The 13,681-nt window shown below is 52.3% G+C and carries 11 protein-coding genes, 15 tRNA genes, 1 rRNA gene and 2 pseudogenes; 27 read left to right on the plus strand and 2 right to left on the minus strand.

Going from position 1 to position 13,681, the window contains the following annotated elements; all coding sequences use genetic code 11:
* The 24 genes and pseudogenes from SD71_RS08725 to SD71_RS08840 all read left to right on the plus strand — a co-directional run.
* Positions 1–264: ribosomal RNA gene (locus SD71_RS08725) — 23S ribosomal RNA — on the plus strand; the annotation flags it as partial.
* Between the two features lie 83 nt (positions 265–347).
* A tRNA-Asn gene (locus tag SD71_RS08730) sits at positions 348–423 on the plus strand.
* A 3-nt stretch (positions 424–426) separates the two neighbouring features.
* A tRNA-Ser gene (locus tag SD71_RS08735) sits at positions 427–518 on the plus strand.
* A 14-nt stretch (positions 519–532) separates the two neighbouring features.
* Positions 533–607, plus strand: a tRNA-Glu gene (locus SD71_RS08740).
* Positions 608–698: 91 nt separating this feature from the next.
* Positions 699–775: transfer RNA gene (locus tag SD71_RS08745), tRNA-Met, on the plus strand.
* 40 nt (positions 776–815) lie between these two features.
* Positions 816–892: transfer RNA gene (locus SD71_RS08750), tRNA-Asp, on the plus strand.
* A 12-nt stretch (positions 893–904) separates the two neighbouring features.
* Positions 905–980: transfer RNA gene (locus SD71_RS08755), tRNA-Phe, on the plus strand.
* An 18-nt stretch (positions 981–998) separates the two neighbouring features.
* Positions 999–1,074: transfer RNA gene (locus SD71_RS08760), tRNA-Thr, on the plus strand.
* An 18-nt stretch (positions 1,075–1,092) separates the two neighbouring features.
* A tRNA-Tyr gene (locus tag SD71_RS08765) sits at positions 1,093–1,176 on the plus strand.
* A gap of 16 nt (positions 1,177–1,192) precedes the next feature.
* A tRNA-Trp gene (locus tag SD71_RS08770) sits at positions 1,193–1,266 on the plus strand.
* A gap of 20 nt (positions 1,267–1,286) precedes the next feature.
* Positions 1,287–1,362, plus strand: a tRNA-His gene (locus SD71_RS08775).
* Between the two features lie 22 nt (positions 1,363–1,384).
* A tRNA-Gln gene (locus SD71_RS08780) sits at positions 1,385–1,459 on the plus strand.
* A gap of 8 nt (positions 1,460–1,467) precedes the next feature.
* Positions 1,468–1,542, plus strand: a tRNA-Gly gene (locus tag SD71_RS08785).
* Between the two features lie 17 nt (positions 1,543–1,559).
* Positions 1,560–1,632, plus strand: a tRNA-Cys gene (locus SD71_RS08790).
* An 11-nt stretch (positions 1,633–1,643) separates the two neighbouring features.
* Positions 1,644–1,720, plus strand: a tRNA-Arg gene (locus SD71_RS08795).
* 12 nt (positions 1,721–1,732) lie between these two features.
* Positions 1,733–1,818: transfer RNA gene (locus tag SD71_RS08800), tRNA-Leu, on the plus strand.
* 564 nt (positions 1,819–2,382) lie between these two features.
* Positions 2,383–3,336, plus strand: coding sequence for a group II intron reverse transcriptase/maturase (gene ltrA / locus SD71_RS08805; RefSeq protein WP_235427045.1), 954 nt, complete (start codon positions 2,383–2,385; stop codon positions 3,334–3,336).
* Between the two features lie 121 nt (positions 3,337–3,457).
* Positions 3,458–3,673 (plus strand): group II intron maturase-specific domain-containing protein, encoded by a 216-nt coding sequence (locus SD71_RS24810; protein WP_235427046.1) that lies wholly within the window; start codon positions 3,458–3,460, stop codon positions 3,671–3,673.
* A gap of 295 nt (positions 3,674–3,968) precedes the next feature.
* A complete protein-coding gene (locus SD71_RS08810; protein ID WP_041062056.1) occupies positions 3,969–4,265 on the plus strand; it encodes a LiaF transmembrane domain-containing protein in 297 nt (98 codons plus the stop codon).
* A 41-nt stretch (positions 4,266–4,306) separates the two neighbouring features.
* Positions 4,307–5,452 carry a PspC domain-containing protein gene (locus SD71_RS25870; RefSeq protein ID WP_326998727.1) on the plus strand — a complete coding sequence of 382 codons (1,146 nt, stop codon included), beginning with the start codon at positions 4,307–4,309 and terminating at the stop codon, positions 5,450–5,452.
* Between the two features lie 3 nt (positions 5,453–5,455).
* Positions 5,456–6,146, plus strand: a pseudogene (locus SD71_RS08825) (PspA/IM30 family protein).
* Between the two features lie 132 nt (positions 6,147–6,278).
* Positions 6,279–6,917, plus strand: a complete 639-nt coding sequence (gene liaF, locus SD71_RS08830; protein WP_041062058.1) for a cell wall-active antibiotics response protein LiaF — start codon at positions 6,279–6,281, stop codon at positions 6,915–6,917.
* Between the two features lie 27 nt (positions 6,918–6,944).
* Positions 6,945–7,988 carry a sensor histidine kinase gene (locus SD71_RS08835; protein ID WP_041062059.1) on the plus strand — a complete coding sequence of 348 codons (1,044 nt, stop codon included), beginning with the start codon at positions 6,945–6,947 and terminating at the stop codon, positions 7,986–7,988.
* A gap of 7 nt (positions 7,989–7,995) precedes the next feature.
* Positions 7,996–8,640, plus strand: a complete 645-nt coding sequence (locus SD71_RS08840) for a response regulator (protein WP_041062060.1) — start codon at positions 7,996–7,998, stop codon at positions 8,638–8,640.
* Positions 8,641–8,664: 24 nt separating this feature from the next.
* Here the strand turns inward: SD71_RS08840 and SD71_RS08845 are convergent, their stop codons facing one another.
* Entirely contained in the window at positions 8,665–9,195 is a 531-nt protein-coding gene (locus tag SD71_RS08845) for a hypothetical protein (protein WP_041062061.1), read from the minus strand.
* Between the two features lie 113 nt (positions 9,196–9,308).
* Positions 9,309–9,683 (minus strand): hypothetical protein, encoded by a 375-nt coding sequence (locus SD71_RS08850; RefSeq protein ID WP_041062062.1) that lies wholly within the window; start codon positions 9,681–9,683, stop codon positions 9,309–9,311.
* A 204-nt stretch (positions 9,684–9,887) separates the two neighbouring features.
* Here SD71_RS08850 and zwf point away from each other — a divergent pair, with 204 nt between their 5' ends.
* The 3 genes and pseudogenes from zwf (at position 9,888) to SD71_RS22995 (ending at position 13,661) form a co-directional block, all read left to right on the plus strand.
* Positions 9,888–11,441 (plus strand): glucose-6-phosphate dehydrogenase, encoded by a 1,554-nt coding sequence (zwf, locus tag SD71_RS08855; RefSeq protein ID WP_041062063.1) that lies wholly within the window; start codon positions 9,888–9,890, stop codon positions 11,439–11,441.
* Positions 11,442–11,472: 31 nt separating this feature from the next.
* On the plus strand, positions 11,473–12,093 hold the full coding sequence (locus tag SD71_RS08860; RefSeq protein ID WP_041062064.1) for a cyclase family protein: 621 nt from the start codon (positions 11,473–11,475) through the stop codon (positions 12,091–12,093).
* Positions 12,094–12,198: 105 nt separating this feature from the next.
* Positions 12,199–13,661, plus strand: a pseudogene (locus tag SD71_RS22995) (MDR family MFS transporter).
* The last annotated feature ends 20 nt before the right edge of the window (positions 13,662–13,681 follow it).

Below are 13,681 nucleotides of genomic sequence, written 5' to 3' on the forward strand. Positions count from 1 at the left end.
TAGGAAATTTGAGAGGGGCTGTCCTTAGTACGAGAGGACCGGGATGGACGCACCGCTGGTGTACCAGTTGTTCCGCCAGGAGCATCGCTGGGTAGCCAAGTGCGGAAGGGATAAGCGCTGAAAGCATCTAAGCGCGAAGCCTGCCTCAAGATGAGATTTCCCAATTCGTAAGACCCCTGGAAGAACACCAGGTTGATAGGCTCGGGGTGGAAGCGCGGCAACGTGTGCAGCTGACGAGTACTAATCGGTCGAGGGCTTATCCTAAATTCACAGATATCGATGATCGTTTCACCCGCTTTGTTTCGCATCCAGTTTTCAAGGCGCAAACCAGCCTTGCAATGAAATATTCCCTGATAGCTCAGTTGGTAGAGCACTCGACTGTTAATCGAGTTGTCACAGGTTCGAGTCCTGTTCGGGGAGCCATGTGGAGAGGTGTCCGAGTTGGCCGAAGGAGCACGATTGGAAATCGTGTAGGCGCTAACCGCGTCTCGAGGGTTCGAATCCCTCTCTCTCCGCCACTATTTACTTAGGCGGCCCGTTGGTCAAGTGGTTAAGACACCTCCCTTTCACGGAGGTAACAGGGGTTCGAGTCCCCTACGGGTCACCAGCTTTATTCCAGAAACTGAGGCTTGCAATTCATAGTCCGTATAGGTTATGATATACAACGTGCCTCATGAAGGAATAAGAGGTTTTAACGACGCGGGGTGGAGCAGCCCGGTAGCTCGTCGGGCTCATAACCCGAAGGCCGCAGGTTCAAATCCTGCCCCCGCAACCAAATTATTCGCCTAAGTGTTAACCCAGTAATTGTCTTGTTTGGAGCTGTGGTGTAGTGGCCTAACATGCCTGCCTGTCACGCAGGAGATCGCGGGTTCGAATCCCGTCAGCTCCGCCATTTTCCTTCCTCGGCTCGGTAGCTCAGTTGGTAGAGCAGAGGACTGAAAATCCTCGTGTCGGCGGTTCGATTCCGTCCCGAGCCACCATCACAACAAACTTAACATGCCGGTGTAGCTCAGTTGGTAGAGCAACTGACTTGTAATCAGTAGGTCGGGGGTTCAAATCCTCTCGCCGGCACCATTTTTTTCTTTTAGTCGTGGAGGCTTAGCGAAGTGGCCAAACGCGGCAGACTGTAAATCTGTTCCTTCGGGTTCGGTGGTTCGACTCCATCAGCCTCCACCAGTTTTCTACTCCACTTAGGGGCATAGTTTAAGGGTAGAACAGCGGTCTCCAAAACCGTTAGTGTGGGTTCAATTCCTGCTGCCCCTGCCAATCTAATATCGAGTTTCATGGCGGTCGTGGCGAAGTGGTTAACGCATCGGTTTGTGGATCCGACATTCGGGGGTTCAATTCCCCTCGTCCGCCCCATTTTTTTAAATCCATAGCTTTTTGGGGATTAGCCAAGCGGTAAGGCAACGGACTTTGACTCCGTCACTCCTAGGTTCGAATCCTAGATCCCCAGCCATTTAATACGCGGACGTGGCTCAGTGGTAGAGCATCGCCTTGCCAAGGCGAGGGTCGAGGGTTCGAATCCCTTCGTCCGCTCCATCTTTATCTCTCTACTCGGCGCCATAGCCAAGAGGTAAGGCAGAGCTCTGCAAAAGCTTTACCCCCAGTTCGAATCTGGTGGCGCCTCCAATTGAATATACGCGCCCTTAGCTCAGCTGGATAGAGCGTTTGACTACGAATCAAAAGGCCAGGAGTTCGAATCTCTTAGGGCGCGCCAATTTATACAAATGCCGGTGTGGCGGAATGGCAGACGCGACGGACTCAAAATCCGTTTCTCGCAAGGGAGTGGGGGTTCAAGTCCCTTCACCGGCACCACTACATAAGATAAAGCTTCAGGATAACACGTCCTGAAGCTTTTTTTGTGTTGCGCGCCTAGCCAAGCTGGGCACAACTAGCCGGTGCAAGTCCGGTCGAGGTAAGAGCCAAGTCGCCTCGTAGCTGACGGGCAACTGGTGGAGAGATCCTAAGGTTGAAGCTCCGTGACGAAGTAACTCCATGGGAGTGCGAGCAAATCAGCAGGCCGTAACATGAAGTGAATCCTGCCGCGTCGTGAAAAAGAGCCTGAGAAGGACAAGAGAGAGCCGAGCCTCGGACATATGGGCGAAGGCCATGGAACGCGTGAAGGTCTTGGAAGCGCAGCGCGAAAGAACTCTCCGGCGTAAGGGGAACGGCATGCTGAGAAAGTTGTGTCTGGAACTAGGGAGACCCTCCCCCACACGACGAGCGTCGTAAAGAGCGAGCCTATAAGCCCAAAAGGTGAAGTGGCGAGCTGTGGGAAGGGAGTCGGAGGGGGTCATAGTACCTGCGAAGTGAGGACAAGAAAACCTCATGGAGGGAAGGACCCCTGCTTTGTTCACGTACTGGAGGAGGTAAGAGTCAGTGAATGCAGTCAAACCTGCTAACTACGCCAAAGTAAAAGCTCAACAACTCCAAAACGTACTATACTTTGCAGCCAAGGGAAATCCACGGCGGCGGTTTCATGCGCTGTATGACAAGGTGCACCGCGGCGATATTCTTTGGGAAGCATGGAAACGGGTTAAATCGAATGGCGGAAGCGGTGGCGTAGATGGCATGAACATCGCCCACATCGTCGAAGTAGTTGGCGAAGAACGATTCGTTAACGAAATTCTGAACGGCAATTATCACCCCATGCCCGCAAGGCGTAAAGAGATACCGAAAGCAGACGGCAAAATGCGTGCACTCGGTATACCTGCCATCCGGGACAGGGTTGTACAGATGGCGACGAAAATGGTCATCGAGCCGATCTTTGAAGCAGACTTCAAGGACTGTTCCTATGGCTTCAGACCAAAGCGGAACCAGCACGGCGCGATTAAACACATCCGTCGGGCGGTGAAGAAAGGCGTCTACTGGGTCGTTGACATCGACATTCGCGGCTATTTTGACAACATTGCGCACGACAAGTTGATGCAATTGGTGGAACAACGCATCAGCGACCGTCGCGTGCTGAAGCTCATTCGCAAATGGCTGAGGGCGGGATTCGTGAAAGATGATCAGTTTTACGAAACCGAACTCGGAAGCCCGCAAGGCGGCGTCGTCAGTCCACTTCTTTCGAATCTGTACTTGAACTACTTAGATACGATCTGGGAGAAGAAGTTCGCGGAAACGGGAACACTGGTACGATTCGCCGATGACCTAGTGATCCTTTGCAAAACCAAAGAACAAGCACTGAGGGCGATAGATGTCCTTAAAGCGGTATTCGGAAAACTGGAACTGACGATGAACAAGGAGAAGTCCAAGCTCATCAACCTCTGGGATGATAAGCAGGGCTTCGACTTCCTGGGGATGCACACCGGAAGATACCAAAGAAACTAAAAGGGAATAAAACGGTCTCCATCCTTCGCAGTTATCCGACCAAGAAGGCGATGAAGAACATGAGGCAAAGGGGAAGGAAGCAACTGAGCCACGAAATCGTCTATATTGGACGATGAACAAAATGGTGGAAGAACTCAACCCCAAGATCCAAGGGTGGAAGAACTACTACAAGCTCGACGCTTTTGCCGACCCATTCCTAAATAAAATCGACTGGTATATCCGCAAGCGTCTTACGTTGTTCTGGAACAAGAAGCACAAACGTCGCAACAAGCACAGCAGGTCCAAGCAAGCCGCCATAGCGGCTGAGTTTGCGGGACTTAAGAAAATCGTCAGCTAAGGGAAGTGTCGTAAAGCTGAAGGAAGAAGAACATCGGAAAGCCGGATGAGGGAAAACCTCACGTCCGGTTTGATGCAGGGGGAGCTGGAAAAGTAAAAGGAGGGTACCTACCCTCCAATGAAATTTCAGTTCTCTACTCTACTTCCGATCCTTTCATGAAACCGTGCGGCAAGGACGGAAGACCGTCCCCCACCTCGACCACAGTCCAGGTTCAAAAACATCCGCAAGTCCGTTTTGAGCAAAAGCTGTACCGTCTACAATAAAGACATGAAGCTTAAGAAAAGAGGTGAAGCAAATGAGAGGCGGAAACGGGTTGGCAATCGTGTTGATCGGTTTCGGAGCATTAATCATTCTCGGTAAAATGGGCTTCGGGCTCGGATTTCTGTTCGGCCTGCTGATTCCGATACTGATCATACTGCTGGGCGTAGTTGCCTGGAACAACGGCAGACGGTTTCTGGGAGCTGTCGTGGCGATCATCGGAGGATTCATGCTGCTAGGCAAACTTTCGTTCTTGTTCGTCTGGGTGATAGCAATCGCAGCGATCCTGTTCGGTGTATCCTTGCTCCGAAAAAATCCGGCAGCTAGAATCTGAACCAATACGAAAAGCCACTGTGGAACAAGGAGGGTACAAGAATGAGTGTTATGAAACGAGTTCGGGACATGACGGTCGCCACACTAAATGACCGCCTGGAGAAGTCGGAAGATCCCGTACGAGTGATCGATCAGTTTCTATGGTCGACGCATCAGGAAATTGTGCAAAGCGAAGGACTGCAACGGCAATATTCTTCTCATACCGAGCATCTGTTCCGGCAATGGAAGGATGCCGAGAAATCGGTGGACAAACGTGAGGAGCAGGCCATTACGGCCATCAAGGCTGGGGAAGAGAATGTCGCCAAGATGGCTTTGCAGGATAAGGCGGTACATGAGGAAAGGGCAGCACGATATGGACAGCTGTACGAACAAAGCCGCAATGAACTGACTGAGCTTGAGCAAATGCTTCAGGAGCTCCGCAATGAATATCGCACCGTCTACGACCGCCGTCAATTCTATGTAGCGCGTATGGAGTCGCTCCGGCTTCAGCAGCGGCTGAATGCCCGCTTTTCTCCAGGCAGCGCGGATCCGTCCCAGATGTTCCGCAAAATCGATGATCGCCTGACGGATATCGAACTGGAAACCCGAAGTCTGCGGGATCTCCGCCGGATGGGTCAGGAAATGGTGACACAGGCAGGTTCTTGGTGCAGCAATCGATTGAACGGGAGCTTGAACATCTTAAACGCAAACTGCAACAAGGAGGTTAATCCAATGCGCAAACTATATCGTTCGACGCGTGACCGTAAAATTTTCGGAGTATGCGGCGGTCTCGCTGAGTATCTTGGTGTCGATGCCACGCTGCTGCGAATACTGCTTGTCGTGGTCACATTCTTTTCCGCAGGATCCGTGATTATCGTATATATTATCGCCGGATTTGTTATACCGCGTGATTACGGCAATAATTACGGTCCCCAGGGCAGCCCTTTTGCGCAAGGATGGAGCGCTCATGAGCCCCCGCAATACGGAACACAAGGTTGGGCTCCAGGCTCACATTGGTCTGGACATAACCCGGCTTCCTCTACAGGTCCAAGGCCGGCACCTAACGTACATGCGTCTTCTGCGCCGGCTAAGCCTGCAGAAGGTTTGGACGCCATGATGGAAGACATTGAGAAAAAGGCATTGAAAAGAGAGATAGAGGAACTTAAAGCTAGAATTACAAAATTCGAGAAGAGCTCGAAAGGAGAATAAACCATGGGTGTATTTAAGCGAATGAAAGATCTTACAAAGGCGTCCGTACACGATTTACTTGATAAGCTGGAGGATCCGGTTGTGATGCTCAACCAATATCTGCGTGATATGGAGATGGAAATTCACGATGCGGAAGTCACGGTAGCGAAGCAAATAGGCGGCGGAACGCAGGATGAAGCAGCGTCTTGACGAAGCGATGCGGTTGGGTGTGGAACGAGAAGGTCAGGCGGAACATGCGCTGCGCAGCGACAATGAAGTTTTGGCACGCAGGCTGCTTGAAGAAAAGGTGCAGTATGATCAGCAAGCTGCCAATTTATTGGGGCTGCATGGGCAAGCGAGTTCACAAGTGACTGAGCTCACCGCCCAGCTGCACGAGATGAAAGAAGAGTACTACAAGCTGCGCAACAAACGGAATGAGCTTGCTTCTCGTGCACAGATGGCGAAAGCCCGTAAGCAAATGGCGCAAATCAGTACGGACCACAGCATCGAAAGCGGCACGGCTTCCAGAGGCTTCAGCCGAATGGAAGAGAAGATTATGCAAATGGAAGCCGAAGCGGATGTCGTGCGTCTTCCTGGGTCGCCTTTCGGCACGGTTCCGGCATCGATGGATCCGGAGAAAGCGTTTCGCGTCGAGCAGGAGCTTGCTGCGTTGAAAAATCGCGTACAGCCCGTTGCCGATTCCAGCAGCAACTAATGATTCTCGCATCTGCACAGATATGCTATGATGTGACAAGATTGGAAAGTTAGACGTGCAAGCCATAACGGATGATATCCGTTATGGCTTTCGCTGCGAATTTACGTGCAGCACGAGGAGGTGTGACCCGACATGAGAAGACCCAGCAATGCCATTTTGTTCATAGCAGCCGGTTTTTACCTCGCGCTTGGCGGTCTGGCGGGTTACACAACGGTAAATGCGATCGTTATTTTGCTTCTCGGCATAGATCGATATCGCTTTGATCGCGCAAGATTATCGGTCGTCCTGATCGCTGTCAGCATTTTGGTGCTCTTAATTAATCAATTCGCTCTTTTTGCGGTCGTCGTTTTGGTATCGCTCGGCACTTATTATTTTCGCTCGAGGCCGCCGGCGTTCGGCACATATGTGAACAAGCACCGGCTTTTATTAAATATGAGACTGGATGAACAATCGTGGGTACTGCATTCCATGAGCTTCTGGCATGCATTGGGAGAAATCAGAATGGACATGTCGCTCGCGGTGCCCGAAGACAAGGAAACGACGATCGTGCTGCAGGGCTTGGTCGGAGACGTCGACTTGATCATTCCGGAGGACTACGGTCTGCAGGTTGAGGCATCGGTGCTGGTAGGCCAGATCGGTTTCAAACAGTCCAAAGAAGGCGGCATGTTCCATCGGCTGTCCTGGAGGTCGCCTGATTACGACCAACGCGAGCAGCGTTTGAAACTTCAGATGTTTTATCTCGTAGGAGATATCAAAATACGTACGATATAGCAGCCGTTGCCAGAGGAGGAGAGGGAGATGGAGTCTCGGAAAGTGACCAACATGGTTTGGCGCCACATGGGTGAGGCTGTGCTGTACTCCCTCGCCATCGGAGCGCTAATCGTTTACTTGCTGCAAACTCAAGGTATGGCCGCTCCTTTCAAGAGTTGGTCATCCGTTATCTCATTTGCTCTATCTGCAATTGGAGTGCTTATCGTAGCCGGGGCGGCGTTCGGCTTCATCCGCAGCTATCCGATCCGGCATCGCCTGGGGCTGCTGCAGGATACGATGTCGCTTCTGGAAAAAGGAAATCCGAGTCCCCCTCTTCCCGATTTGGGCACAGACGAAATCGGGCGGCTTGCAGAGCAGTTCGGCAAACTCGGCCGTAAATGGGAGGAACAAGTCGCAAGTCTGCAGCGTTTGTCCAGCCATAACGCGGAGCTCGCAACCAAAGCGCGCATGAGCGCAGTTGTGGAAGAGCGCCAGCGTCTCGCCCGCGAGCTGCATGATGCGGTCAGTCAGCAGCTGTTCGCCATTTCCATGACGGCCACTGCTGTCGGCCGAACACTGGACACAGACTTCGAACGGGCCCGCCGCCAAGTGGAATTAATTGAAGAAATGGCGGCCGTAGCGCAATCGGAGATGCGGGCGTTGCTGCTGCATCTGCGCCCCGTTCATTTGGAAGGCAAGCGACTGGCGGATGCGATCCCCGAGCTCGTTGAAGAAATGAAGGCGAAGGTGCCCGTTGCCATCGCGTTGGATATGGATGAGGACTTGCCGTTGAACAAAGGGATGGAGAATCATCTTTTTCGGATCGTGCAGGAAGCTCTTTCCAATGTGCTGCGGCACTCCCGCGCAACCAAGATGGATATCGTGCTGCAACGCCGCGGCGAAACGGTTCGTCTCGGCATCCGCGATAATGGTGTCGGCTTCGATACCCACACTAAAAAACAAGCATCGTACGGGATGGTTAATATGGAAGAACGGGTTAATGAATTGGGAGGGTCCTTAAATATAGCGAGCGCTCCGGGCAAAGGAACGCGCATTGAAATCAGAGTGCCGATAATGGTGGAAGGCGGTTGATGGGATCGTGAACGATGTTCGGGTACTGCTTGTTGATGACCATGAAATGGTGCGGATCGGCTTAGCTGCGGTCTTGGGAACGGAAGACGGGATTGAGGTTGTCGGTGAAGCCGGCAACGGAATGGACGGGCTTCGCCTGGCTCGTGAATATTTACCGGATGTCGTACTTATGGATTTGGTTATGGAAGGGATGGACGGGGTTGAGACGACACGGCGATTGGTGGAAGAGATGCCCCAATGCCGGGTAATCGTTTTGACAAGTTACCTGGATGACGAGAAGATGTATCCGGTCATTGAAGCCGGAGCGTTCAGCTACCTGTTGAAGACATCCCGCGCTGCCGAGATTGCGGATGCCATTCGCGCCGCAGCACGGGGACAATCGGTGCTGGAATCTCAAGTCGCATCCAAAATGATGAACCGTTTCCGCCGGCCCATGCAAACCCAGGCTCAGCCTCATGAGGATTTGACGGATCGCGAGATGGAAGTGTTAAAGCTGATTGCGGAGGGTAAATCGAATCAGGAAATCGCGGATGTACTCTTTATTGGAATCAAAACAGTGAAATATCATTTGACGAACTTATTCGGAAAGCTGAGCGTCGAGGATCGAACGCAAGCCGCCATTTATGCTCACCGCCACGGTCTGGCCGAATAAATAAAAAAGACTGATTCGTCTGAATCAGCCGTAGGTTTGAAATAACCAACCCTGGTGCGGAAGCTGCCAGGTTTTTTCTTTATCTTCACTGTAAGCCGCATAGGAGTGGAACCGGTCTTCATCCGCAATCAGGTCCAGCGGCGGTGCGGCAAGAATGAGCGCGGCTGTCTTTGCCCAATGGGCGACGAACTCTTCGAAACTCAGGATATAGGCTGCGTCTTCTTGCGGATCCATTGTATCTAAAAGTTTAAAATGTTGTTCGTCCTGCTCCAGCAGCCGATTGACCGAGGCAATGAAGGAATCGCGATTATGCGGAGCGATTTCCGTTAAAGCTTGCAGCGCCGCCGCCATATCAACCACGTTCTGCGCGGTTTGCACAAAGGCCGCGACATTCCGGGCAAACCTTTTCATTTCAGGCTCTACGACAGATCGTTGGCCGAAGGGCGAATTTTCTTTGCTTGGAGTGTATGAATCGCCGGTCTCCGGATAACGCTCCATATAAGGATTATAGCCGTATACGGCCGAATCCGGTCCACCGCCAACGCGCGGTCCCACCGCCGTACAGGTATGAACCAGCGATTCATGCGCACTCCTCCCCAATCTATTTTATGAACGAATAACTAAGTTTTACCACAGGAAGTGCATGCTGAAACAGATAGACGGGGATGTTAAAGTAACAGCACGGCTTCCACAGATTCCAGCGGCAGCACGATTCTGGAGCCCGTGGGTTCACTGCCGCCAGCCATGCCCGGGCCGCCCCAGAAAGAAGCGTCTTCTCGTTCTCCTACCTCCGAAGCACCTGACTGAACATCCGCCTGACGTTTTGTGCCGATCAGGCGGCGTGACCGTTTTTTGCCCGATGCGGCTTTGAAAGCAGGATTTGATTTCTGATTGACAGTCGAACCGTTCAAGACGATTGAAGTTTTGCTGCATGAAGTGAGAATGCCGGTATGGCGGGCACCGTCGTTCATCATGACTGACACTGCACGGCCGCGCAACGGGCGCAGATGCTCCTGCTGCGGCGGGAATATAGATTCCAACATGTTTGCAAGCCCCTCCTTTAAGGACGTTTAGAAGCAGTGTATTCATCCGGGGACAAACGTGTATGGACGCATGCCTAAATGTGGCCGCCACCTATGCAGAAACATGGCGCTCGGCAACCAATTGTGCTACACTACAGTACATGATATTTTGACGCTTTACTGCATTACTGCTTACCTATCTTGTAAACAAGAAAGATGAGGACTATGAGCGATATCAAAAACGAATCCGTATCCGCTCCTGAAGCGGTCTATTTCATATTTGGAGCCACGGGCGATTTGGCGCGGCGCAAACTGTTTCCTGCTCTTTACAGCTTATACCGGGAAGGCAAGCTCGGCGACCGCTTTGCGATCGTAGGGGTAGCTCGTCGCCCGCGCACAAGCGTTCAATTCCGGGATGACCTGTATGCTTCAATACAGGAATTCTGCCGGTATAAACCGAAAGAAGAGGCGGAGTGGAATGCCTTTGCGGAGCATTTCAGCTACCATTCGCTCGATATCGGGAACGTCGAAGGATACCGCGAGTTAAAGGCGCATACGGAAGAGCTGGAAGCGAAGTACGACATCCCGGGAAACCGTCTGTTCTATCTGGCGCTGGCTCCGGAACTGTTCGGAACCGTATCCCGCAATCTCCGCGACGGGCAAATGCTCGAAACCCGTGGCTGGCACCGGCTGGTCATTGAGAAGCCGTTCGGCTACGACTATCCCTCCGCAGAGCGGTTGAACGAGGAGATCCGCCATGTTTTCCGGGAAGAACAAGTTTTCCGGATCGATCACTACCTCGGCAAAGAAATGGTGCAAAACATCGAAGTGATCCGCTTCGCGAACGCCTTCTTCGAACCGTTATGGAACAAGGATCATATTGCGAATGTGCAGATCACGCTGGCCGAAACAGTCGGTGTTGAGGAACGGGGCGCGTATTACAACAAATCCGGTGCACTGCGGGATATGGTACAGAACCACATGCTTCAAATGCTGACCATGATCGCAATGGAGCCACCGAGCCGTCTGGACGCGGAAGATATCCGAGACGAGAAGGTGAAAGTCCTTCGTTCCGTGCGGAAATATATGTCCGGCGAGGATGTTCGCAACAACATCATCAGAGGACAATATGCGCAGGGTACACATAGAGGCAAAGAGCTCAAAGGATATCGTGAAGAGGAATCCGTAGATGCCCAATCGGTTACGGAAACCTTTTTCTCCGCACGTCTGTTAGTAGACAACTTCCGTTGGGCCGGAGTACCTTTTTACGTCCGTACGGGCAAACGGCTGCCGGTGAAATCGACGGAAATCGTCATCGAGTTTAAGAATGTTCCGAAAAATGTTCTTTTTGCGCGCGATCAGGAGTTGCTTCCGAATCTGCTCGTCATCCGGGTTAACCCGATGGAAGGCATCTATATTAAAATCAATGCCAAGAAGCCCGGCAATGATATGACAATCCAACCGGTCGCGATGGAATATTGCCAAAGCTGCCAAATCGGCATCAACACGCCTGAAGCTTATGAACGGCTCATTTTCGATGCGGTTCGAGGCGATCACACTTACTTCACCCGCTGGGATGAGCTTGCCGCGGCATGGAAACTGATCGACCCTATCGCTGCAGCATGGCGGGAAGACTCGGGCGATCTGCAATTCTATCCTGCAGGCAGTTGGGGACCGGAGAAGGTCGACCAACTCCTTAGCGACGACGGCTTCCATTGGTGGCCGGTGAATGGGCAGGACGAAGACAACGTGCTTTGGGTGTCCAATACGGGTAAGTAATAAGGCGTTATCCGGCGAGGAGGAGAAGACCATGCCCCGAATTTACGATATCAGCATGACGATTGAAGAGACCATGCAGGTATGGAAAAGCTATGAGCACAAGAAACCGAGTATCACCAATGTTCAGAACCATTCCCAAGACAAACCGCATGAGAGTCAACTGAACATGAACGTGCATACGGGAACGCACGTGGATGCCCCGCTGCACATGATCGCGAACGGGGAGACGATTGAGACGATTCCGCTGGAGCGCCTTGTCGGTCCCGCCCGTGTGTTGGACTTGACGCACTTGAAGGGATTCATCACGAAAGAAGATCTGCTGCCTTTTGCGATTCAGCGGGGGGAGCGTCTGATATTCAAGACTTCCAGTTCTTACAGCGAAGAGTTCGATGTCGAGTTTGTATACTTACGTGCTGACGGCGCCCATTACCTGGCTGAGATTGGAATAGGCTTGGTGGCCACGGATGCACTCGGTATCGAACGCGCCCAGCCGGAATATACGACTCACCGGACACTGATGCGTAACGGGATCATCATCGTGGAAGGGCTGCGTTTGAAAGAGGTTGAAGCGGGTAATTATACGCTTGTGATCGCCCCTCTTAAGCTCACGGGAATCGATGCGGCTCCGGCTCGCGCGTTTCTGATGGACTAAGGCCCGAACGTTAACACGAATGATAAAAGGGGACCTCTGCGTCCTCTTTTTTCTTTGGCTCGGTGCGGAAAAGCTGGTGGACTCGATAGGGAGCTGAAAGAAACTATGCATAACGCGAAAAATAATTTGTCGTTTATTTTGGCTGGACTTATGTTAGGAATATTCGTCTCCGCGATCGACAACACGGTTGTCGCAACAGCGATCGGAACGATTGTCGGCGAGCTCGGCGGGCTTGATAAGATCGTCTGGGTGACATCCGCCTACCTGGTCACGGAGATGGCCGGCATGCCGATATTCGGCAAACTCTCGGACATGTACGGTAGGAAAAAGTTTTTTGTTTTCGGTATGGTTATGTTTCTTCTTGGATCCGTTCTGTGCGGGACGGCGCATAACATCGTGGAATTAAGCATTTATCGGGCAATTCAAGGCATCGGGGGCGGAGCGTTATTCCCTGTTGCATTCACCATACTATTCGACATTGTCCCGATGGACAAGAGGGGGAGGATCGCCGGCATGTTCGGGGCGGTGTACGGTACATCCAGCCTGGCCGGTCCTCTATTGGGAGCGTACATCACGGATTATATCGAATGGCGTTGGATTTTTTACATGAACGTACCTCTCGGGTTGCTGTCTATAGGGTTGGTCTGGTTGTATTACCGGGAATCCGTGGAGCACTCCAAGGAGCAAATCGATTGGTGGGGCGCTGCCACTCTGTTTATAGCCGTCGTCTGTCTGATGTTCGCAATGGAGCTGGGCGGACAACAATACGCATGGCGCTCTCCGGTTATTGTGGCTTGTTCGCCGCGGCCGCCGTTCTGCTTGTTGCATTTCTATATATCGAGACCAAAGCGGACGAACCGATCATTTCGTATCGGATGTTCCGCAGGCGTTTGTTCGCGGCAAGTACCGTGGCCGGTCTATTTTACGGCCCGGGGTTCATCACATTCGCCATATACATTCCCATCTATGTTCAAGGTGTCCATGGCGGTTCCGCGACCGAGTCGGGTTTGGCGCTTCTGCCAATGACGCTGGCCTCGGTGGTCGCGGCTCAGCTCGGCGGTATGGCTGCGACTAGAACCTCATATCGCAATGTGATGATCGCTTCCGCACTCATTTTTACGGCCGGTACCTATTTGCTGAGCACGTTAACCCCTGATACGCCGCGTTGGACGCTTATTCTGGATATGATCGTAGTTGGCGCTGGAATCGGCATATCCTTCTCTGTGCTCAGCATGGCAACGATGCACGGCTTTGACGTGCGTCAGAGAGGCTCGGCCAGCTCAACCATGTGGTTCGTCCGCTCTCTTGGCATGACTATCGGCTTGACGATATTCGGTATTTTGCAGCGTAATTCCATGACTTCATTGCTGTCCGAGGCTTTCACGAAAGGCGCGCCGGGCGGCCGATCTCTCGCAGATATCCGAGAATCTCTGTCTCCGGAAACACGTGTGAACATTCCACCGCAGGTGCTTCATAAAATCATTGACGCACTCACGGGCAATAACTTCTGTAAAAGTAATGACCGCTGCTTTGGACGCCGCATAAATGGCCTCACCTTCAAGCTTTAATGGAGCTGCGACGGTAGAGA

Origin of the sequence: Cohnella kolymensis (genome assembly GCF_000829465.1) — a bacterium.
GTDB lineage: Bacteria > Bacillota > Bacilli > Paenibacillales > Paenibacillaceae > Cohnella > Cohnella kolymensis.